Below are 19750 nucleotides of genomic sequence, written 5' to 3' on the forward strand. Positions count from 1 at the left end.
GCCTTGGCCCGAAGCACAGGGATGGAACATGTCAGAGCGCCTCGAAGGTTTTTTTCGTCATATCGCCGCGTGCAACACGGCGGTGCTGCCCGGCGGGCGGCTGGAGTTCCGGCTGGGTGACCAGAGTGCCGGCTGGGTTCAGCCCGCCCTGCTGCCGGTCCTGCTGAAGCATGGCATGACCCATGCGGGCAACAGCGTGACCCTGCCCGATCCCGCGCGGCTGGAACAGATAGGCGAAGCCATGGCGCGGGAGGGCGTGTACCGCTCCCACCACGAACCGTTCGATGTCTGGACCGACATGGCCCGCCCGCCCGTGGCCCGCATCGACCGGGGCGCGCTGCCACTGTTCGGGCTTATGGCGGCGGGAGTGCACCTGAACGGCCTTGTGCGCGGGGCGGACGGGCTGCACCTGTGGATTGCCCGGCGGTCCATGACCAAGCGGCTGGACCCGGGCAAGCTGGACCATCTGGTGGCAGGCGGCATCCCGGCCGGGCATACGGCGGCCCAGGCACTGGTCAAGGAAGCGGCGGAGGAAGCCAGCCTGCCCCCCGAACTGGTGCGCACCGCCCGCCCCACGGCCGACATCCGCTACGCGCTGGACCGGCCGGAAGGGCTGCGCCGCGACGTGCTGCACTGTTTCGAACTGGACCTGCCACCTGATTTCGTGCCCGTCCCGGCGGATGGGGAAGTGGAGGAATTCCGCCTCATCCCCCTGCATGAAGCCTATGTTCTTGTGCGCGATACCGATGCGTTCAAGTTCAATGTCAACCTTGTGCTGATTGATCTGTTCCTGCGCACGGGCATGATTGATGAACACAGCCCCGCAGGCCAACGCCTGCGCCAGGGCCTGACCGGCTGGCACGCCCCGGTCACTTCCTGAAACCAGCAAAGCCGCCCCGCGCAAGGACCCCGTGATGACCTGCCCCCCCAAGCCCCGCAAGATCCCCCACACCATCACGCAGCTTGGCCGCACCCGCCACGATGACTATGCGTGGATGAAGGATGACAACTGGCAGAACGTCCTGCGCGACCCGGCCCTGCTCCGCCCCGAGATTGCCGAACACCTGCGTGCCGAGAACGCCTATACCCACGCCGTCCTGTCCGGCACCGAGGCATTGCAGGACCAGCTCATGGCCGAAATGAAGGGCCGCATGCAGCTGGACGACACCTATCCCGCCCTGCCGCACGGCCCGTTTTTTTACCAGACCAGCTACAGCGCGGGGGCGCAGTACCCGCTCTACAGACGCTACCCCGCCGGCAATGCGCAGGCCGTGCAGGTGCTGCTGGACGTGAACGACGCCGCACGGGGGCACGACTATTACGCCGTTGCCGCCGCCACCCACAGCCCCGACCACACCCTGTTCGCCCATGCGGAGGACACCCAGGGGTCCGAGATCTACCGCATCCGCATCCGGCATCTGGATGGCCAGTCTACCATCATCCCGACCGTGGACAACTGCAGCGGCGCGTTCGTCTTCTCCCCCGACAGCCGGTTCCTGTTCTGGGTCTGGCGCGACGAACATGGCCGTCCCGCGCGCGTCTACCGCCGCCGGATCGGGGAAGAGGCCGACACGCTAGTCTATGAAGAACCCGATCCCGGCTTTTTCGTGGGCGTGGAGGCCACGCGCTCGGGCGGGTGGATCATCATTTCCACCGGCAACCATGATACTTCGGAAGCCTGGCTGGTGCCCGGCCATGACCCGCAGGCCCCCCCCGTCTGCGCGACACCGCGCCAGAGCGGGCTGATATACGGCCTGCACCATCAGGGCAGCCGCTTCATCATCCTGACCAATGCGGATGGCGCGGATGATTTCAGGCTCATGGAGGCCCCCGACACCGCGCCCGAACGGGCGAACTGGCGTGACCTCGTGCCCCATGAACCCGGACGCTACATAACCGACTGCATGGTATGGTCCGGCCATATCGCATGGCGCGAACGGCGCGACGCCAATACCCGCATCATCATCCGCGACCATGCAGGCGGCATCCGGGCACTGGAACCCACCGAGGCCGCCTATGACCTGACCCTGAGCGGCGGGTATGAATACGACACGACCGAACTGCGCTATGTCTACCAGTCCCCCACCACGCCGCGACAGTGGCATGCGCGCGACATGGTGACGGGAGCGGACCAACTGCTCAAGCAGCAGGAAGTGCCCTCGGGCCATGACCCCGCGCAGTACCGCTGCTGGCGGCTCATGGCCACCGCGCCCGATGGGGAACAGGTGCCGGTAACCGTGCTGGGCCGCCATGATACGCCGATTGACGGGTCCGCCCCGCTGCTGCTGTACGGTTATGGCGCCTATGGCCATGCCATTGATCCCGTCTTTTCCACCCGCGCGCTCAGCCTGGTGGACCGGGGCTGGTTCCATGCCATTGCCCATGTGCGTGGCGGGTCGGAAAAGGGATGGAACTGGTTCCTGGGCGGGCGTGGGCGCAACAAGCCCAACACGTTCACCGATTTCATCGCCTGCGCCACGACGCTGGCCGATGCAGGCTTCGGCGCGTCCGGCCGCATCGTGGCCGATGGGCGCTCGGCGGGGGGCATGGTCATGGGGGCAATCGCCAACATGCGGCCTGACCTGTTTGCCGGAATCGTGGCGGTGGTGCCGTTTGTCGATGAACTCAACACCATGTCCGACGCGTCCCTGCCCCTTACCCCGCCGGAATGGCCCGAATGGGGCAACCCGCTGGAAGACGCGCAGGCCTATGACCTGATTGCCAGCTACGCCGCCTATGAGCAGGTCGGCCCCCGCGCCTATCCCGCCATACTGGCCATGGGTGGGCTGACCGACCCGCGCGTCACCTACTGGGAACCGGCAAAATGGGTGGCCCGCCTGCGTGACCACAACCGTTCGGACCGGCCCATCATGCTGCGCACCAACATGGAAGCGGGCCACCGGGGCGCAACGGGGCGCTTCGATTCACTGAAAGAAGCGGCACTGATCCACGCTTTTGCCCTGTGGGCCGTTGAAACGGCACCGCCAAAATAGGAAGACTATCCCAGTGGGCACGATTGCGTGAAGACCGGCCCGCCGACAGAACAGAGCCAGCTTTCCAGAGGAACGATCATGAAAGACCCCCACAACGCGGATCAGGATCGCATGCCCGCGCCCGGGGTGGAGGTGGAAGCGGAAACGGTCTCCACAATGCGGATCTTCCGCTCGTTCAGCGAGACACAGCGCACCCAGCGCGTGGCGCGCGCCCTGCTGGCGCTGTTTTTCGTGCTGCTGGCACTCTATACCGTGCGTGGCTTCCTGCCATCGCTGATATGGGGGTGCATCTTCGCCATCGCCTCCTGGCCGCTTTATGCGCGTGCACGCCAGCGGTGGCCCTCACGCGCGCACCAGGCCATGCTGCCGGTCGCCTTCACCCTGGCCATTGCCCTGATCTTCCTTGGCCCGCTGGCGCTGTTCGGCCTGGAAGCCGGGCGGGAGGCCGAAGGCGTGCTCCGGCTGCTCAATGATGCCCGGCATTCCGGCATTCCGGTGCCCCCCTGGATCAGCCGCCTGCCCTATGGCCAGCAGACGATCGAAACATGGTGGAACGACCACCTGAAGGACCCGGCAGACATTTCGGCCCTGCTCGGCTCGATGAATATCGGCCAGGGCATGAAGGTCACCCAGCAGCTCGGCTCACAGGTGCTGCATCGGGGCCTGCTGTTCATCTTTGCCATCCTGACCCTGTTCTTCCTGCTCAAGGACGGGGATGCGGTCATCCGCCAGTCGCTCAATGTCTCACGCCGGGCCTTTGGCAAGCGCGGGGAACGGATTGCGCTGCAGATGATCGCCTCCGTCCACGGCTCGGTCTCGGGGCTGGTGCTGGTGGGCATTGGCGAAGGCATGCTGATGGGCCTTGCCTATCTGGTGGCGGGCGCCCCGCATCCCTTCCTGTTCGGGGTGATCACGGCCATTGCCGCCATGATTCCCTTCTGCGCGCTGATTGCCATTGGCGCCGTGGCCCTGCTGCTGCTGGTCAATACCGGCGCGGTACTGACGGCGGTGGCCATTGTCCTGTTCGGGCTGGCGGTGATTTTCCTGGCGGACCACCTGGTGCGTCCCGCCCTGATCGGCGGCACGACGCAGCTGCCCTTCCTGTGGGTGCTGATGGGCATTCTGGGCGGGGCGGAAAGCTGGAGCCTGCTGGGGCTGTTTGTCGGCCCTGCCATCATGGCCGTGCTGCACATGCTGTGGCTGAACTGGAGCCGGGCACGCTACTGACGCGTGCCCATGGGGCCGGAACCGCAACCGGCCGCCCACCCAGGCACATAAACAAAAAAAGCATCCCTTTCAGGATGCCTTGACTGTTTCCTTACGGAAAATTCTATCGCAGACAGGGATATCGGGCAGGCGGGATTCGAACCCACGACCCCCAGTCCCCCAGACTGATGCGCTACCAGGCTGCGCTACTGCCCGCCTGTCTGCGATGGGCAGGGTGTAGCAGCCACCGGGGGGGACCGCAAGGGATGTTCTGACCAAAAATGAAAAAAAACCGTCTGGTCAGAGCGGCACCATTTTCAGACCGGCACCATTTCACGCAGGGCCTGCAGTTCCACCAGCACGCCGCGCAGGCTGTCACGCAGCACCGCGTTTTCCGCCTGCAGGCGTTCAAGCTCGATCATGACAAGCTGCTCAAGCGGGGGTTCCGCGTCTTCGTTGTCCGCCATGTCCGCCTGCACGGGCATGATGGCTGCGGGACGACTGGCCGGCTCCGTCCCCGCCGCCGCTTCGTCGCCAGCAGCGGGCCGTGCTGCGGCAGGGACAGAAGCCACGTCTTCCGCCGCGACAGGAGCGGGCACAACTTCCGTCACGGCTGTAACCTGTTCCACGACCAGCATGGGGGCCGCCACGGCCGGGATCTCCACCTGTAGTGGCGCAGCCGGGGCCTCATGCGGCGGGACAGGCGGCAGCATGCCAGCAGGCGGGATGGCATCACACGACCCGGATTCCACTGCCGGGATTACAGCCTCAAGCGTCGGGGCCGACGAGAGTGTGCTGTTGGCAAGCTGGCTGCGGGCAAGCTCCGCCTGGGCCTGCGCAAGGGAGAGCTTCTTGACGTAAAGCAGGTTGGCTATCTGACGCAGCACCGCGATATCGTGCGCGCGGTAGGAACGCCGCCCCCCCGGCCCACGCAGCGGGCGCAACTGTGGAAAACGCGCTTCCCACATACGCATGACATGCTGCGCCAGCCCCAGTTCGCGCGCGACTTCATAGATCGGCAGCGTATCGGGTTCCGGATACGCCACCCCGGCGGGCATGGTCCCTTCCGGATGATCCTGCATGCTCATTCGTCATCTCCTTCCGGCAGGTTTTCCCCGCCGGCCTGTCCATTGACATGGGCACGAAGCAGCTGACTGGGCCGGAAAACCAGAACGGAGCGCGGAAGAATCGGCACCTCCACGCCCGTCTTGGGATTCCGCCCCGTCCGCTGCCCCTTCTGCCGGACAGAAAAGGTGCCGAATCCGCTAATTTTCAGGGTATCGCCGGTTTCAAGTGTCCGTACCATCCGCTCCAGAATATCTTCCAGAATATCGGCGGATTCATGGCGGGACAGGCCGACCTGATCATATATCTGTTCTGCCAGAGTGGCGCGCGTCACGGTGCTCATGCACAAACGTTATGCATGCCCGCCCGCAACGTCAATTGAATGTGGCAAAACGGCAGGCAGATTATTGCCCACCCTTTTCAATGTGGTACCGAAACGACATTAGAGCCGCGCCAGCGCAGACCCCCATGTCAGGCCACCCCCCAGTGCTTCCATCAGCACAAGGTCACCCTTCCTGATCCGCCCGTCGCGCACGGCCTCGTTCAGCGCCAGCGGGATGGAGGCGGCCGAGGTATTGGCATGCCGGTCCACCGTCACCACCACCCGTTCGGGCGGCAGGTCCAGCTTGCGGGCCACGCCATCAATGATGCGCAGGTTGGCCTGGTGCGGCACCAGCCAGTTCACGTCCGCATGGCCCAGACCATTGGCCGCCAGTGCCTCGTCAACCGAAGAGGACAGCTTGGCCACCGCGTGGCGGAACACATCACGCCCCTGCATGCGCAGGTGGGCGGGCCTGTCATGCTGCCCCGTGGCGCCATCCACATACAGCAGGTCGCCGTACTGTCCGTCTGAATGCAGGTGGGTGGACAGGATGCCCGCCTCACCATCCTCCGGCCCGGCGCCGGTCAGGAATACCGCCCCCGCCCCGTCGCCGAACAGCACGCAGGTGCCCCGGTCCGACCAGTCCAGGATACGGGAATAGACTTCGCTGCCAATGACCAGCGCGGAACGGGCCTGCCCGCTGCGAATCAGCGAATCGGCCATGGAAAGCGCAAAGATGAACCCCGAACACGCGGCCGCCAGGTCAAAACCGAATCCACGGGTCATGCCCAGTGCGGCCTGCACGCGCACGGCGGTGGCGGGAAAGGCTTCGTCCGGCGTACTGGTGGCAACGATTACCGCATCCACATCGTCCGGGCTGGCGCCTGCATAGTCCAGCGCCTGCCGGGCGGCATGGGCCGCCATGCTGACGGCGGTGTCCCCTTCGCCCGCCCTGTGGCGCTGCCTGATGCCGGTGCGGGCCCGAATCCATTCATCGGATGTATCGAGTCCGGTCGCCAGTTCATCATTTGTAACGATCCGCTCCGGCAGGTAACCACCAAACCCGGACAGAAGCGCGCGTTTCGCCGTCATGCCTGTCTTTCCACCAATATCATCTCACATGCGCAGGTGGGCGCAGGCAGGGCCGCCTGCCACCATACCGGATGCCACAGGGTCAGGACGCAGGAACCGCCTGCGACTGGTCGGGGCTTGCCTTGACGGATGTCAGGCTTTCCATATGGGCAAGGCGTTCACGTATCCCGTCGGTAAAGCGGTGGGTGACCATGTCCATCGCCACATCCACGGCGGCGGCGAAGCCTTCGGCATCCGTGCCGCCATGGGACTTGACCACAACACCGTTCAGCCCGACGAACACGGCGCCATTGTACCGGCGCGGGTCAAGCCATTCCTTCATCCGTTCCAGCCCGGGGCGCACCAGCAGGTAACCAATCCGGCCCAGCAGGTTGGCGGTAAAGACCTGCCGCAGCAGGGTGAACGCCATTTTCAGCGCGCCTTCGCCGGTTTTCAGGGCCACGTTGCCGGTAAAGCCGTCCGTCACCACCACATCGGTCGTACCGGCGGTAATGTCGTGGCCTTCCACAAAGCCATGGAACTGGCGGGCCAGCGGGCTGCCCCGCAGCACCTCGGCCGCCTGGCGCAGGCGCTCGTCGCCCTTCAGTTCCTCGGACCCCACATTGAGCAGCCCGATCGTGGGGGCGGGAAGCCCCAGCACCGCCTTGGCAAAGGCTTCGCCCATCACGGCGAACTCCACCAGGTTACGCCAGTCGCACGATACGTTCGCCCCAAGGTCCAGCATGACCACATCCCCCCGCGTGGTGGGGCTTATGGCGGCCATGGCCGGGCGGGTTATGCCGGGCAGGGTTTTGACGACAATCTTGGCCAGTGCCAGCATGGCACCGCTGTTCCCCGCGGAAACGACGCCCTGCGCCTCCCCCCGGGCAACCGCGTCCATGGCCAGCCGCATGGACGAATCGCGTACGCGCAGGGCCGCGGTGGGCTTCATGTCCATGGGAATGGATGATGCCGCCGGCCGGATTGTGCAGATGGCGGCCGCGCGCGGATGGCGGGCCAGAAGGCCGGACAACTTCGCCTCATCCCCCACCAGAAGGATTCTGGCCGAAGGATGGCGGTCTGCTGCAATCGCCAGTCCGGCCACTACAACTTCCGGACCACCATCCCCGCCCATGCCGTCAATGGCAAGGGTGTAGGGCCCAGTCTCGGGAAGGGAGGAACCTGTCTCGCTCATGCTCGTCTTGTGCCGGGTAGGAAAGGAACGCGCAAGATGCGGGCCATACACTTTGGCATGACCCCGCTCCCGCGCCCCCCGGACAGGACGGCCCGGGGGCGCCCACCGGCGCGGCCCCCGTGGACCGCGCCGTGACCGGGTAACGACGCCAGTGGCGCCCTGTTATCAGGCGCGGACCGCCGTCTTCAGCGCCTTGCCGGCGGATGCGACTTCGCGGCCGTCATAATGCCCGCAATGGCTGCAGACATGGTGCGGGCGCTTGAGTTCGCCACAGTTGGAGCATTCCGCATGCGCCGGAACACTGAGCGCCGCGTGGCTGCGACGCATGCCACGACGGGACGGGGAGGTTTTTCTCTTGGGTACAGCCATGGGCCTGGGCCCCTCCGATCTGGATCACAACCGGCAGGCACACCCTCGTGGCGTTACACCGGTCAGTTATCAATAATTGAGGGGGGCGCTCTAGCAGACCATTCACACTTGCGCAAGAGACCCCGTGCAAGGTTTACGGCCAGCGCCCCCCTCTGTCGTGCTCTTCCTTGCGTCAGTTCCGCTTTTTTTTCAACTCGGCCAGAGCGGAAAAAGGCTGCCTGCGCGTGGATTCTTCGGGTTCGGCCTCTTCCGTGCCGGCAAATTCGGCCGGAATCCGGCTGCCCGGCTTGTGCGGATACGGGTCCAGCGCCAGCGAAAGTTCTTCCGTCGCCAGTTCCCCCAGGTCGATGCTGTCGCGCGCGTAGGGGACTTCATCGACGCTGAAGGGGTCGATCTCGTCATCCTCACGGAAGCGTTCGGCGGGAATGCAGCGCACGGTGAACGATTCCGCCAGCACGTCCTCGAACGGTTCCAGGCTGACCACGCATTCCTGTGTCACATGGGCGGTCAGCCAGCCTTCGGCCAGCACCTCCCCATCCCGCCCCGGCGCCAGCCGGTAACGGCACGACAGGTTGCGCAGGCCGGGAATGCCCAGCCGGGTGGCCAGCCTGCGGCATTCCGCATCCGATGCCTCGACCACCGTCTCCATGCCACGGGCCGGGATGCGCCCCACGGCAAGGGGGCGGGAAAATTCTGCATCCATGTTTTCTACTCCTGCGCGTGCGTGGATACCCCCCACCGGCGTGCAAGCGGGTGGAAAGAGCATCGGATCGCCGTGTTTTTCCATCGGCGGGGCGATCGGTGATTGACTTCATTTCCCCGATGGGGCACCGGAAAGACGAACATCATTACGCGCCATGCCCTTATTTCAGGATATTATCCGGACCATGCGGTCACCCAAGGACACCATGCCCCGCCCCCGTTCATTACGCCTGTTTTGGTGCGCTGTCATCGGGGCAGGCGTGGCGCTGTCGGGGTGTTCGGTCTTCAAGCCCAGCGTGGTCCAGCGCGGCTCGCTGGTCGAGGCGGACGATTACAACAAGCTCAAGGTGGGCGAGACGTCACGCTCGGACGTGATGGATGCGCTGGGTTCCCCCACCGGGCGCGCCACGTTTGACGACAATACATGGATCTACGTCTCGATGACCCATGTGCTTGTCCCCATCAGCTTTCCGCAGGTCCGCAAGCAGGACGTCGTGGTCCTGACCTTTGACCAGAACGGTATCCTGCGCAACCTGCGCAGCCTGCACAAGAACGATGCCCGCTACGTGACCATGGCGGCGGGCCGCACCCCCACCCCCGGCACCAAGATCAACATCATGCAGCAGATCCTGGGCAATGTGGGCCGCTACAACCCGCTCAGCCAGATGACCAGTACCTATGGCGGCAGCATGGGTCCGATGAACAGCATGAACGGCGGCCCCGGCCATGGCGGGTCGGGCAACAGCCTGCCCTGATTGCCTGACCCCGCTGCCCGTTCAGACGGGCAGCACGATACGGACCCGCGCGCCCCCCATCGGACTGGACTCCAGTCCGATATGCCCCCCATGGACGTGAATGATGTCCCGTGCTATGGCCAGTCCCAGGCCGGTTCCCCCCGCGGCGCCACTTTCAAAGGGACGGAAGACGTGCTCACGCCGTGCCTCCTCCACCCCGCAGCCATCATCATCCACATACAGCACCACCTGCCTGCGCCCGCTCTCGGCTGAAAAGACAATCCGGTCCGCATGCCGGCGTGCGTTCTCCGCCACGTTGCTGAGCACGCGCCGCAGGGCATTGGGCCGTCCGGTGATGCTCAGCCCCGCGGGCGTGATGGACCGGACTGCCGCCTGCGCGCCCATGCGGCGCAGGGTGGCCACGATTTCCTCGAACATGTCCTCCACCCGGATCACGGCAGGCATTTCAGCACCTTCCCCCCGCGCAAAGGACAGGTAGCCCTCGATCATGTGCTCCATTTCCCCGATATCGCCAATCATGTCGGCAATGTCGGGCTGCAGGTCGGCGGCCTCTACCCGGCCCGCGCGCGGCAGCATGGCCAGTGACAGGCGCAGGCGGGTCAGGGGCGTGCGCAGGTCGTGCGAGACACCGGCCAGCACGGTCGTGCGCTGTTCCACAAAGCGGTTGATGCGGTCACGCATGCGGTTGAAGGCAACCGCCGCCTTGCGGATCTCCTGCGCGCCCTCGGGCACGATGGGCACGGTATCGCGTCCCAGCCCGAACAGTTCCGCCGCCCGCGCCAGCCGCCTTATGGCGCGCACCTGGTTGCGCATGAACAACGCCGCGATCAGGAACAGCAGCAGCGCGCTGCCTGACGCCCATGCCACGAACAGCCACACGGGCGCGACGACCAGCCGCTTGCGCAGTGCCACGACCTGCAGCACGCCAATCGGTGTCTGCACCGCAATCACGACCCGGTGGTGCGCCTGCTTCCAGTCCACGAAGGTGGGCCAGCGCACGGCGGCCTGCAGGTCATGGGCCAGATCCTCGTCAATCGGGCCAAGAACGTGGTTGGAACCGCTTCTGTGCAGGCTTTCGCCCGCGTGCAGGGTCATGACCAGACCCGCCCGGCGGCCGGCATCCTCCAGTATCCACTGCCTGTCAGCGGGGGCCGGATAGCGTTCGAGCATGTCCAGCGTCATGGAAATGGTGGTGGCCATGTCCCCCGACAGGCGGCGCGAGACGACCTGCAGGTAATGCCCATAGAACAGTTCGAGCGAAATGGCCTGCGTGGCCAGAAGCGGGATGAACCCGATCAGCAGCATGCGCCCCAGCAGCGAGCGCGGCAGGATGCGGCGGACCAGCCGTTCACGCACCCGGCGCCAGCGGGGCTGCGCGCTGTCCATGGCGGGGGGAGACTCCATGCCTTGACCTTCTCCGCTGCTTCCTTTTTTCGGGCACGAAAAAACCGGCTCCCTTGCGGAAAGCCGGTTCCTTGCGGGTCAGACCCGTATCCTATCCCGATAACGCGCGGGCTTAGAAGCCTTCGCGCTCCAGGCGCTTGCGCTCCATCTTGCGGGCGCGACGCACGGCTTCGGCAGCCTCGCGCGCCTTGCGCTCGGACGGCTTTTCGTAGTGGCGACGCAGCTTCATTTCGCGGAAGATGCCTTCACGCTGCATTTTTTTCTTGAGGGCCTTGAGGGCCTGATCAACATTGTTGTCACGAACGAGAACCTGCACTGGGTCGTCAACTCCTGATCTGCCATCCGGTATGGATGAGCCATGAAACTGAAACTTGGGGAACGTCCGCCCGAGGCCATTCCCTTCGTGCGATTCCCAAACGGGCCGCACCTATATCACACTCATGCCCGGCAACACAAATCATTCCCGCAGGGGGCAAATGAATTTCGTGCTCCGCTTTGCACGCCAACGCTGTCATATACATGTTCCCCAAAACAGGAAGGGTGTTTCCTTTCATGACGCTGCTCAAGATTGCGCGCATGGGCCATCCCGTGCTGCTCCAGCCCGCCCGCGCGGTAACCGATCCGCAGGCTCCCGCCCTGCGCACGCTGGTGGCGGACATGATCGAGACCATGCTGGATGCGCAGGGTGCCGGGCTTGCCGCCCCGCAGGTCCATCATGGCCTGCGCCTGTTCGTCTATCAGGTGCCCCCTGGCCGCAGCGCGGGTGAGGACGACCCGCCATGCCCGCCCGCCGCCCTGATCAACCCGGTGCTGGACCCCGTGGATACGGAAATGGTGGACCGGCTGGAGGGCTGCCTGTCCATTCCCGGCATGCGTGGCTGGGTGCCCCGCTACCGGCGCATCGCCTATCGGGGGATCAATGGGCAGGGGCAGCCGGTGCATGGCATTGCATCGGGCTTCCTGGCCAATGTATTGCAGCACGAATACGACCATCTTGACGGAATTCTCTATCCCATGCGCATGCCCGACCTGGGCCGCATGGGCTTTGACAGCGAAATGGCACGTTACGGAGAGCGCACATGAACCCTTCCCTGCTTGTCGCGGCCGCCACCTCCGCGCTGGTGCCGCCCGCACTCCAGCATTCACCACAAGGTGATGACCTGCTGCGCCGGTTCCTGACCGATCCCCGCGCCGGCAGCACGCCATGGACTCCGGCACTGCTGCGGGCATGCCTGGGGGCGGAGGCGGATCTTGTGTTCCCCGAAGGCGTGGCGCAGGTGGCCGAAGCCTGCTTCGATCTGATGGACCGGGAGATGCTGGCCGCCTCAGGCGGTTTCCGCAGCCGCAAGATCAGCCGCCGGGTGCGCGCCGCCATCCTGTTCCGGCTGGAGCGCGCGGCCCCTTACCGCATGGCCATACGCCAGGCGCTGGTGGTGCTTATGGTGCCCACCCATGCCCGCATCCTTGCCCGTGCGCTGGGCCGGAGCGTGAACGCCATCTGGCAGGCGGCGGCCGATACCTCCACCGGCATCACCTTCCTGACCAAGCGTGTCACGCTCAGTGGCGTCTATGTTTCCACCCTGCTGTTCTGGCTTGCACGCGGGGGCAATCCCGCATCGGTGGAGGCATTCCTTGACCGCCGCCTGGCCGATGTCGGGCGCATCACCCGGCTGCGCAACCGGCTGACCGGCCGCATTGCCTGAACACAGCAGGCATACCCCATGGCCCCGCCCCGTCCGCCCCCCATCCGCACCGCGCCCATGGGGGCCGGGGTGGAACTGCTCTTCCTGCGCGACGAGGACATGCGTCAGGCGCAGGACCTGCTCATGCTGGCCTGCCGCGCCTTCAACGCGCTGATAGACGAGGAACTGCAGGCCCTTGGCCTGGGGCACGCCCATTACCGTATCATGCAGGCCATCGCCCTTCAGCCCGGGCTGGCGGTCGGTGGCCTGCTGGGCCTGCTGGGCATCACCAAGCAGAGCCTGAACCGCGCGCTGGGTGAACTGCTGGCGCTGGGGCTGCTCCGCCAGCAGACCGCGCCACAGGACCGCAGGCGGCGGCAGCTTTACCTGACCACGCGCGGGATGGAGATTGAAAACCGGCTTTTTTCCCTGCAACGTGACGTACTCCTGCGGGTGTACCGCAATGCGGGCGGCAAGGCGGTTGACGGTTTTCGCCGTGTCATGCGCGGGTTGATAGATGAATCCGATGGCCCCGGCCTGTCTGCCGGTGCCCTTCCCCCTCCCGACCGGAGTACTCCATGATCCAGACGGCCTGCGACGCCTCCTCCCCCCGTGACAGCATGATCGTGGATGCCCATGTGGTGGTGGTAGATGATGATCCCCGCCTGCGCCGCCTGCTGCAACGCTATCTGAGCGAACAGGGTTTTCGCGTCAGCGCAGCCTCCTCCGCGCAGGAAGCGCGTCAGGTGCTGGGCTTCATGCAGCCTGACGCGCTGGTACTGGACATTACCATGCCGGGGGAAAACGGGCTGGAACTGACACGGGAACTGCGCCGGGAGAACCATGACTTCCCCATCCTGCTGCTGACCGCGCGTGGTGAACCGGAAGACCGGATCATCGGGCTGGAAGCCGGGGCCGATGACTATCTGGCCAAACCGTTCGAACCGCGTGAACTGCTGCTGCGGCTTAAGGCGCATCTACGACGGTTCGTCCCCCCCGCACCCAGCAGCAACCTGCGGATCGTGCGGCTGGGGGCGCTGGAATTCGACCCGGTACGCGGCCTGCTGTCCAATGCGGGGGAAATCGTACACCTGACGGGCGGCGAGTCGGCGCTGCTTTCGGTCCTGGCCCGCCACCCGAACGAGATCCTGTCGCGCACCGATATCGCGGCGACACTGGACATGGAGGAAATCGGGGAGCGCGCGGTGGATGTGCAGGTCACCCGCCTGCGCCGCCGCATCGAGCCGGACCCGAAGGAGCCGCGCTACCTGCAGACCGTGCGCGGCAAGGGCTACGTGCTCAAGCCCGGTCTTTAAGGCATCCGGCACATCATCAAGACGTTCTTGGTGAAGCTTTTTTCAAAAAGCTTCACCAAGAACGCTGTCTTTTGGAAAAAAAACGACGCCCGAAAACTTTTATTATTATCTATCAAGACAAAAAAGGCCGGCATGTGCGCCATGCCGGCCCTTCTGACACAGAACGGAAAGCCCGTAGCTTTCAGGCCGCCTTGCTCAGGCGTTCCAGTTCGGCCACCACGGCGGTGCCCATGCCATCGGTGTTCACTTCCGTCCTGCCCGCACTCATGATGTCGGGCGTGCGCAGTCCCTTGTCCAGCACGTTGGAAACCGCGGCCTCGATCAGTGCGGCATCCGCCTGCATGTCGAAGGAATAGCGCAGCAGCATGGCGAAGGAGAGGATCTGCGCCAGCGGATTCGCCTTGCCCTGCCCCGCAATGTCCGGCGCGCTGCCATGGATCGGCTCGTACAGCGCGGGCAGGCGGCCATCGGCCCCCCTTGCCCCCAGCGTTGCCGAAGGCAGCATGCCCAGGCTGCCCGTCAGCATGGATGCCAGGTCGGACAGCAGGTCACCGAACAGGTTGCCGGTCACGATCACATCAAACTGGCGCGGATTGCGTACCATCTGCATCGCGCAGTTGTCGGCCAGCATGTGGCTCAGTTCCACATCCCCGTATTCACGCGCATGCAGGTCGGTCACGACTTCCTTCCACAGCAGGCCGCTTTCCATCACGTTGCACTTCTCGACCGAGCACACGCGGTTGTCACGCTTGCGGGCCAGTTCGAAGGCCACACGGGCCACGCGCTCGATTTCCGCCGTGGTGTAGACTTCGGTGTTGATGCCCCGGCGCGAACCGTCCGGCAGGGTCTCGATGCCGCGCGGCGTGCCGAAATAGATGCCGCCCACCGTCTCGCGCACGATCATGATGTCCAGCCCGCGAATGACATCGGGCTTGAGCGTACTGGAATCGACCAGCGAATCGAACACCTTGGCCGGGCGCAGGTTGGCGAACAGCCCCAGTTCCTGCCGCAGCTTGAGAATTGCAATCTCGGGCCGGCGGTCAAACCCCGCCGATGCCCATTTCGGGTCCCCCACCGAGCCGAACAGCACCGCATCCGCGGCCCGCGCCGCGTCAATCACCTGCTGGGTAATCGGCTGGCCATGCACCGCCAGCGACGCGCCCCCCACCAGGTCCTCGCTTACGTCAAAACGGACGCCGCGCGCCTGCGCCATCCAGTCCATGATGCGCCGGACCTGCTGCATGATCTCGGGGCCAATGCCATCGCCAGGCAGGATCAGGAGTTTCTTGGGTGCGGACATGACGTTTCCCATCCGGATAATCGGTTTGTTAAATGATTTTTCCCGCAGGGCGGGCAGCACGAAGCCACCCGGCCCGTTCAGTCGAGGACAATGCGGGGAATCCACGGCTGCGCCCTGGCGCGGCGGTCCTCGAACGCGGTGATCGACTTTTCGTGCTGCAGGGTCTGGCCAATATCATCCAGCCCCTCCAGCAGCAGCTTCTTGCGCAGGGGATCAACCTCGAAGGGCACTTCGCTGCCATCGGGGCGCACGACAACCTGCCGGGGCAGGTCGATCGTCAGCCGCGCGTTCCCGCCCATGCGGGCATCTTCCATCAGCTGCGTGCAGACCGCGCGCGGCAGGGCGATGGGCAGGATGCCGTTCTTGAAGCAGTTATTATTGAAAATATCGGCGAAGGACGGCGCGATCACGCAGCGGATGCCAAAATCCAGCAGCGCCCAGGGCGCGTGCTCGCGTGAGGAACCGCAGCCAAGATTGTCATACGTGATCAGAATCCCGGCCTTGCGGTAGGGTTCCTGATTGAGCACGAAATCCGGGTTTTCCGAGCCATCGGGCCGATAGCGCATATTGTCGAACGCATGCACGCCCAGCCCGGAGCGCTTTGTGGTCTTGAGGAAGCGCGCCGGAATGATCTTGTCGGTATCGATGTTTTCTTCCGGCAGGGGGGCCGCGACGGCCGTAAGGACGGTGAATTTATCCATTGTCAGATCAGCTCCCGCACATCGGTCAGGGTTCCGGTCACGGCCGCCGCCGCCGCCATGGCGGGGGACAGCAGGTGCGTGCGCCCGCCGGGGCCCTGCCTGCCTTCAAAATTACGGTTGGAGGTGGAAGCACAGCGCTGGCCCGGCGTCAGCCGGTCGGGGTTCATGCCCAGGCACATGGAACATCCGGCCTCGCGCCATTCAAAACCCGCATCAAGGAAGACCTTGTCCAGCCCTTCCTCTTCCGCCTGCGCCTTTACAATGCCCGAGCCGGGCACGATCATCGCGCGCACGCCGGGGGCAACCCTGCGTCCTGCCGCAATGGCGGCAGCGGCCCGCAGGTCCTCGATCCGGCTGTTGGTGCAGGAGCCGATGAACACGACATCAACCGGCGTGCCCGCGATCTTCTGGCCGGCTTCCAGCCCCATGTAGTCCAGCATGCGCTGCATCTGCGCGCGGCGCGACGGATCGGATTCCGTGGCGGGATCGGGCACCGTGCCGGTGACGGGGATGACGGTCTCGGGGCTGGTGCCCCATGTCAGCACGGGGGTGATGTCTTCGGCCCGCAGTTCCACCACGCGGTCGTAATGGGCGCCCTCGTCCGATGCCAGCGTCTTCCAGTAGGCCACGGCCTCGTCAAACGCGGCGCCCTTGGGGGCAAAGGGACGGCCGCGTACGTATTCGAACGTCGTCTCGTCCGGCGCCACCAGTCCCGCGCGGGCACCGGCCTCGATCGACATGTTGCACACCGTCATGCGGCCCGCCATGTCCAGGTCACGGATGGCGGAACCGGCGAATTCGATCACATGGCCCGTACCGCCCGCAGTGCCGATATGGCCGATGATGGCCAGCATGATGTCCTTGGCGGTCACGCCGGGACCGACCTGCCCCTCGACCACCACCTTCATGTTCTTCGCCGGTTTCTGCAGGATGGTCTGGGTGGCCATCACATGCTCGACCTCGGACGTGCCGATGCCGAAGGCCAGCGCACCCAGCGCGCCGTGGGTGGAGGTATGGCTGTCGCCACAGACGATGGTCATGCCCGGCAGCGAGATACCCTGCTCCGGCCCCACCACATGCACGATGCCCTGCCGCGCGGAAAGCAGCGGGAAATACGGCACGCCGAATTCCTTCACGTTGCGTTCCAGCGTCTCGATCTGGTTGCGGCTGTCGGCTTCCGTAATCGGCAGGGTACGGTCGGACGTGGGCACGTTGTGGTCCACCACCGCGATCGTCGCATCCGGATGGCGCAGGCGGCGGCCGCTCAGGCGCAGGCCCTCGAAGGCCTGCGGGCTGGTCACCTCATGCACGAGGTGCCGGTCGATATAAAGGATGGCCGTGCTGTCCGGAAGGGTTTCGACCACATGGCTATCCCATATCTTGTCGAACAGTGTGCGCGGGGCCATCGTATATCCTCTCCCGGACGGAAACAGGCCGCCATCACGCGCCGGATACGCACGCAACGGGCAGCCACGAATTCTCAGGTAAAAAACGGTTCGCCCGTTTCCGCCATGATGGGGGGAAACGGGCGAAGGGTCGGCGTCTTACTCGGCTGCGGCGGTCGTGGCGGGTGCCGCTACTTCACGCTTGCGCTCGGCAATACGGGCGGACTTGCCGCGACGGCCACGCAGGTAATACAGCTTCGCGCGGCGGACAACACCACGGCGCACAACCGCGATTTCGGCAATGGTGGGGGAATACAGCGGGAACACACGCTCCACGCCCTCACCGTTGGAAATCTTGCGCACGGTGAAGTTGCTGTTCAGGCCCTTGTTGGAGCGGGCGATCACAACGCCTTCGTAGTTCTGCACGCGCTTGCGGGTGCCTTCGACCACTTCCACGCCAACGCGCACGGTGTCACCCGGTGCGAATTCCGGCACCGCGCGCTTGGCGGTCAGGCGGGCGATCTCTTCCGCCTCGTATTTCTGGATGATGTTCATGATCCGGTCCTCGTTCGATAGGATTTCATGTTCAGTTCAGCCGGTCCGCGTCGGCACGGGTGCCTGCGGCCCGGGAAATGTCTTGACCCGCACCCGCCCGGTAGGCGGCCCACAGGTCCGGCCGACGCGCCTGCGTCACCGTCTCGGATGCCGCGCGGCGCCATGTGGCGATCGCGGCATGATGACCGGACAGCAGGACCTCGGGCACATCGCGCCCGTCCCATTGTGCCGGCCTGGTATAAAGCGGATATTCAAGCAGACCGTCGGAAAAGCTTTCCTCGACCGCACTTTCACCCGATCCCATCACGCCCGGCAGCAGCCGCACGCAGGCATCAAGCAGCACCGTCGCCGCCACTTCCCCGCCCGACAGGACATAATCCCCTATCGAGACCTGTTCAGCACCCGAGGCTTCGAGCACGCGCTCATCCACCCCTTCGTACCGCCCGCACAGCACCACAACACCCGGACCCGCCGCATACCGGCGGACATCCGCCTGCATCAGCCGCCGCCCGCGTGGCGTGGGATAGACCAGCGGTCGCCCCGCCAGGTCAATATCGGCAATGGCGCTCGCCACGACATCGGGGCGCATGACCATGCCCGCCCCGCCGCCAAACGGCGTATCATCCACAACCCGGTGCCGCCCCAGCCCGTAGGCCCGCATGTCACGCGCATCCAGTGACCAGATGCCGCGCTCCAGCGCGCGCCCGGCCAGCGAATGCCCCAGAACGCCGGGGAACATGTCGGGAAACAACGTCAGCGCCGTTGCCTGCCAGGTCATGGCGCGGACTCCTGCCCTGCCGTGCCGGGAAAGCACGTCACGGGCACCTCGATCTCATCGGGCAGGCAGATGTCAATCCATCCGCCCCGTACGTTCACCACCGGCACGCAGGCCCGGGTGAACGGCAGCAGGAGACTGCCCCCCGCCCCATTGATCTCAAGGCTGGTCCCCGCCCCATAGTCATGCACAGCGCCCACACGGCCCAGCACGCGGTCCGTGCCCTGTTCACGCGCTTCCAGCCCGACCAGATCGGCGAAGTAGAATTCGTCCTCATCGGGTGCGGGCAGGCTGGCGCGCGGCACGTACAGCCTGCGGTTAACCAACTGCCGGGCGGCTTCACGGCTATCGATAGCCTGACCCGCCGCGTCATGCAGGCGGGCGATGCCGGTGCCGTGCCATGACAGCCGCCACGGCCGTCCCTGGTCATCGACCAGCCCGTCATAGGTGGCCAGGTCCTCCGGCACGGCGGTGTAGCTGTGCACATGCACAAGCCCCCGCACGCCATGCGGACGACCCACCACACCCATCAGGACATGATCGCGGTTCATGGGATGACTGCCTGCCTTTCCTGCCTGTCTATCGCGCCAGCAGGCTTACGCCGCGGCAGCCGCAGCGGCGGCGGCAGCACGTTCCTGCGCGCGCTTCTTGGGCGCGGACTTCTTGGGCTGCTCGTTCCAGGTCGGCTTCGGCGCCAGGCCGGCGTTGCCCAGGAAGCGGGCCACGCGGTCGGTCGGCAGCGCGCCGTTGGACAGCCAGTGGGTGATGCGCTCGGCCACCAGGCGCACGCGGTCGGCGTGGTCGGAGGGCAGCATGGGGTTGTAGGAACCGACGCGCTCGATGAAGCGGCCGTCACGCGGGGAGCGGCTGTCGGCAACAACGATGTGGTAGTAGGGGCGCTTCTTCGCGCCAGCGCGGGCGAGACGGATCTTGAGGCTCATTTAAGCATTCTCC

The 19750-nt window shown here is 65.3% G+C and carries 23 protein-coding genes and 1 tRNA gene; 8 read left to right on the forward strand and 16 right to left on the reverse strand.

The genetic code is table 11. The annotated features are described in order from the left end of the window. Positions 1 to 28: 28 nt before the first annotated feature. From CFR78_RS02595 to CFR78_RS02605, 3 genes are all read left to right on the forward strand, one after another. Positions 29 to 880: an NUDIX hydrolase gene (locus tag CFR78_RS02595; RefSeq protein WP_034932964.1), complete on the forward strand. Its 852-nt coding sequence runs from the start codon at positions 29 to 31 to the stop codon at positions 878 to 880. 34 nt (positions 881 to 914) lie between these two features. Beyond that, positions 915 to 2993 (forward strand): S9 family peptidase, encoded by a 2079-nt coding sequence (locus tag CFR78_RS02600; RefSeq protein ID WP_034932968.1) that lies wholly within the window; start codon positions 915 to 917, stop codon positions 2991 to 2993. Between the two features lie 78 nt (positions 2994 to 3071). Beyond that, positions 3072 to 4220, forward strand: coding sequence for an AI-2E family transporter (locus CFR78_RS02605; RefSeq protein ID WP_034932971.1), 1149 nt, complete (start codon positions 3072 to 3074; stop codon positions 4218 to 4220). 121 nt (positions 4221 to 4341) lie between these two features. On the opposite strand, the gene CFR78_RS02610 is transcribed toward CFR78_RS02605, so the two are convergent. The 7 genes from CFR78_RS02610 to CFR78_RS02640 form a co-directional block, all read right to left on the reverse strand. After that, positions 4342 to 4415: transfer RNA gene (locus CFR78_RS02610), tRNA-Pro, on the reverse strand. 101 nt (positions 4416 to 4516) lie between these two features. Then, positions 4517 to 5287 carry a MerR family transcriptional regulator gene (locus tag CFR78_RS02615; RefSeq protein WP_034932974.1) on the reverse strand — a complete coding sequence of 257 codons (771 nt, stop codon included), beginning with the start codon at positions 5285 to 5287 and terminating at the stop codon, positions 4517 to 4519. Continuing rightward, complete coding sequence (locus CFR78_RS02620; protein WP_034932977.1) at positions 5284 to 5607, reverse strand: integration host factor subunit alpha; 324 nt, start codon at positions 5605 to 5607, stop codon at positions 5284 to 5286. The genes CFR78_RS02615 and CFR78_RS02620 overlap by 4 nt, the downstream gene beginning before the upstream one ends. A 99-nt stretch (positions 5608 to 5706) precedes the next feature. Further along, positions 5707 to 6678: a beta-ketoacyl-ACP synthase III gene (locus CFR78_RS02625; RefSeq protein ID WP_007399789.1), complete on the reverse strand. Its 972-nt coding sequence runs from the start codon at positions 6676 to 6678 to the stop codon at positions 5707 to 5709. 82 nt (positions 6679 to 6760) lie between these two features. Further along, complete coding sequence (gene plsX / locus CFR78_RS02630) at positions 6761 to 7852, reverse strand: phosphate acyltransferase PlsX (protein ID WP_034932980.1); 1092 nt, start codon at positions 7850 to 7852, stop codon at positions 6761 to 6763. 165 nt (positions 7853 to 8017) lie between these two features. Continuing rightward, positions 8018 to 8221 (reverse strand): 50S ribosomal protein L32, encoded by a 204-nt coding sequence (rpmF, locus tag CFR78_RS02635; protein ID WP_010506434.1) that lies wholly within the window; start codon positions 8219 to 8221, stop codon positions 8018 to 8020. Between the two features lie 172 nt (positions 8222 to 8393). Further along, positions 8394 to 8924, reverse strand: coding sequence for a YceD family protein (locus CFR78_RS02640; RefSeq protein ID WP_034932984.1), 531 nt, complete (start codon positions 8922 to 8924; stop codon positions 8394 to 8396). Positions 8925 to 9108: 184 nt separating this feature from the next. Here CFR78_RS02640 and CFR78_RS02645 point away from each other — a divergent pair, with 184 nt between their 5' ends. Next, positions 9109 to 9678: an outer membrane protein assembly factor BamE gene (locus CFR78_RS02645; protein WP_034932987.1), complete on the forward strand. Its 570-nt coding sequence runs from the start codon at positions 9109 to 9111 to the stop codon at positions 9676 to 9678. Positions 9679 to 9699: 21 nt separating this feature from the next. On the opposite strand, the gene CFR78_RS02650 is transcribed toward CFR78_RS02645, so the two are convergent. Beyond that, positions 9700 to 11082, reverse strand: coding sequence for a sensor histidine kinase (locus CFR78_RS02650; protein ID WP_110580973.1), 1383 nt, complete (start codon positions 11080 to 11082; stop codon positions 9700 to 9702). Positions 11083 to 11194: 112 nt separating this feature from the next. Next, positions 11195 to 11398, reverse strand: a complete 204-nt coding sequence (rpsU, locus tag CFR78_RS02655) for a 30S ribosomal protein S21 (protein ID WP_010506446.1) — start codon at positions 11396 to 11398, stop codon at positions 11195 to 11197. 236 nt (positions 11399 to 11634) lie between these two features. On the opposite strand from rpsU, the gene def reads away from it, so the two are divergent. From def to CFR78_RS02675, 4 genes are read left to right on the forward strand one after another with little or no spacing between them, the layout of a single operon-like run. Next, on the forward strand, positions 11635 to 12165 hold the full coding sequence (gene def, locus CFR78_RS02660; RefSeq protein ID WP_110580974.1) for a peptide deformylase: 531 nt from the start codon (positions 11635 to 11637) through the stop codon (positions 12163 to 12165). Next, a complete protein-coding gene (locus CFR78_RS02665) occupies positions 12162 to 12785 on the forward strand; it encodes a COQ9 family protein (RefSeq protein WP_007399779.1) in 624 nt (207 codons plus the stop codon). The genes def and CFR78_RS02665 overlap by 4 nt, the downstream gene beginning before the upstream one ends. Positions 12786 to 12803: 18 nt before the next feature. Next, on the forward strand, positions 12804 to 13346 hold the full coding sequence (locus CFR78_RS02670) for a MarR family winged helix-turn-helix transcriptional regulator (RefSeq protein ID WP_110580975.1): 543 nt from the start codon (positions 12804 to 12806) through the stop codon (positions 13344 to 13346). Then, positions 13343 to 14080: a response regulator gene (locus tag CFR78_RS02675; RefSeq protein WP_007399777.1), complete on the forward strand. Its 738-nt coding sequence runs from the start codon at positions 13343 to 13345 to the stop codon at positions 14078 to 14080. Before CFR78_RS02670 ends, CFR78_RS02675 begins: the two co-directional genes overlap by 4 nt. 181 nt (positions 14081 to 14261) lie before the next feature. On the opposite strand, the gene leuB is transcribed toward CFR78_RS02675, so the two are convergent. The 7 genes from leuB to rpsP form a co-directional block, all read right to left on the reverse strand. Next, complete coding sequence (leuB, locus tag CFR78_RS02680) at positions 14262 to 15380, reverse strand: 3-isopropylmalate dehydrogenase (RefSeq protein WP_034933387.1); 1119 nt, start codon at positions 15378 to 15380, stop codon at positions 14262 to 14264. Between the two features lie 77 nt (positions 15381 to 15457). Then, positions 15458 to 16081, reverse strand: coding sequence for a 3-isopropylmalate dehydratase small subunit (gene leuD / locus CFR78_RS02685; RefSeq protein ID WP_007399775.1), 624 nt, complete (start codon positions 16079 to 16081; stop codon positions 15458 to 15460). Between the two features lie 2 nt (positions 16082 to 16083). Beyond that, positions 16084 to 17487, reverse strand: a complete 1404-nt coding sequence (leuC, locus tag CFR78_RS02690; protein ID WP_034932997.1) for a 3-isopropylmalate dehydratase large subunit — start codon at positions 17485 to 17487, stop codon at positions 16084 to 16086. Positions 17488 to 17625: 138 nt separating this feature from the next. Next, positions 17626 to 18021, reverse strand: a complete 396-nt coding sequence (rplS, locus tag CFR78_RS02695) for a 50S ribosomal protein L19 (RefSeq protein WP_034933000.1) — start codon at positions 18019 to 18021, stop codon at positions 17626 to 17628. A 31-nt stretch (positions 18022 to 18052) separates the two neighbouring features. Continuing rightward, a complete protein-coding gene (trmD, locus tag CFR78_RS02700; protein WP_007399772.1) occupies positions 18053 to 18799 on the reverse strand; it encodes a tRNA (guanosine(37)-N1)-methyltransferase TrmD in 747 nt (248 codons plus the stop codon). After that, entirely contained in the window at positions 18796 to 19347 is a 552-nt protein-coding gene (gene rimM, locus CFR78_RS02705; protein WP_034933002.1) for a ribosome maturation factor RimM, read from the reverse strand. Before rimM ends, trmD begins: the two co-directional genes overlap by 4 nt. Positions 19348 to 19392: 45 nt before the next feature. Next, positions 19393 to 19737, reverse strand: a complete 345-nt coding sequence (gene rpsP / locus CFR78_RS02710) for a 30S ribosomal protein S16 (RefSeq protein WP_007399770.1) — start codon at positions 19735 to 19737, stop codon at positions 19393 to 19395. Positions 19738 to 19750 lie beyond the last annotated feature (13 nt).

This window comes from Komagataeibacter rhaeticus, from assembly GCF_003207855.1.
GTDB classification, from domain to species: domain Bacteria; phylum Pseudomonadota; class Alphaproteobacteria; order Acetobacterales; family Acetobacteraceae; genus Komagataeibacter; species Komagataeibacter rhaeticus.

Coding starts and splice junctions, on each gene's coding strand:
- trmD (WP_007399772.1), bottom strand. CDS start 18,799: ATGACCTGGCAGGCAACGGCGCTGACGTTGTTTCCCGACATGTTCCCC.
- leuB (WP_034933387.1), bottom strand. CDS start 15,380: ATGTCCGCACCCAAGAAACTCCTGATCCTGCCTGGCGATGGCATTGGC.
- CFR78_RS02675 (WP_007399777.1), top strand. CDS start 13,343: ATGATCCAGACGGCCTGCGACGCCTCCTCCCCCCGTGACAGCATGATC.
- CFR78_RS02620 (WP_034932977.1), bottom strand. CDS start 5,607: ATGAGCACCGTGACGCGCGCCACTCTGGCAGAACAGATATATGATCAG.
- CFR78_RS02595 (WP_034932964.1), top strand. CDS start 29: ATGTCAGAGCGCCTCGAAGGTTTTTTTCGTCATATCGCCGCGTGCAAC.
- def (WP_110580974.1), top strand. CDS start 11,635: ATGACGCTGCTCAAGATTGCGCGCATGGGCCATCCCGTGCTGCTCCAG.
- CFR78_RS02645 (WP_034932987.1), top strand. CDS start 9,109: ATGCGGTCACCCAAGGACACCATGCCCCGCCCCCGTTCATTACGCCTG.
- rpsP (WP_007399770.1), bottom strand. CDS start 19,737: ATGAGCCTCAAGATCCGTCTCGCCCGCGCTGGCGCGAAGAAGCGCCCC.
- rimM (WP_034933002.1), bottom strand. CDS start 19,347: ATGAACCGCGATCATGTCCTGATGGGTGTGGTGGGTCGTCCGCATGGC.
- CFR78_RS02670 (WP_110580975.1), top strand. CDS start 12,804: ATGGCCCCGCCCCGTCCGCCCCCCATCCGCACCGCGCCCATGGGGGCC.
- rpmF (WP_010506434.1), bottom strand. CDS start 8,221: ATGGCTGTACCCAAGAGAAAAACCTCCCCGTCCCGTCGTGGCATGCGT.
- CFR78_RS02615 (WP_034932974.1), bottom strand. CDS start 5,287: ATGAGCATGCAGGATCATCCGGAAGGGACCATGCCCGCCGGGGTGGCG.
- plsX (WP_034932980.1), bottom strand. CDS start 7,852: ATGAGCGAGACAGGTTCCTCCCTTCCCGAGACTGGGCCCTACACCCTT.
- CFR78_RS02650 (WP_110580973.1), bottom strand. CDS start 11,082: ATGGAGTCTCCCCCCGCCATGGACAGCGCGCAGCCCCGCTGGCGCCGG.
- leuC (WP_034932997.1), bottom strand. CDS start 17,487: ATGGCCCCGCGCACACTGTTCGACAAGATATGGGATAGCCATGTGGTC.
- CFR78_RS02640 (WP_034932984.1), bottom strand. CDS start 8,924: ATGGATGCAGAATTTTCCCGCCCCCTTGCCGTGGGGCGCATCCCGGCC.
- CFR78_RS02625 (WP_007399789.1), bottom strand. CDS start 6,678: ATGACGGCGAAACGCGCGCTTCTGTCCGGGTTTGGTGGTTACCTGCCG.
- CFR78_RS02605 (WP_034932971.1), top strand. CDS start 3,072: ATGAAAGACCCCCACAACGCGGATCAGGATCGCATGCCCGCGCCCGGG.
- CFR78_RS02600 (WP_034932968.1), top strand. CDS start 915: ATGACCTGCCCCCCCAAGCCCCGCAAGATCCCCCACACCATCACGCAG.
- leuD (WP_007399775.1), bottom strand. CDS start 16,081: ATGGATAAATTCACCGTCCTTACGGCCGTCGCGGCCCCCCTGCCGGAA.
- rplS (WP_034933000.1), bottom strand. CDS start 18,021: ATGAACATCATCCAGAAATACGAGGCGGAAGAGATCGCCCGCCTGACC.
- CFR78_RS02665 (WP_007399779.1), top strand. CDS start 12,162: ATGAACCCTTCCCTGCTTGTCGCGGCCGCCACCTCCGCGCTGGTGCCG.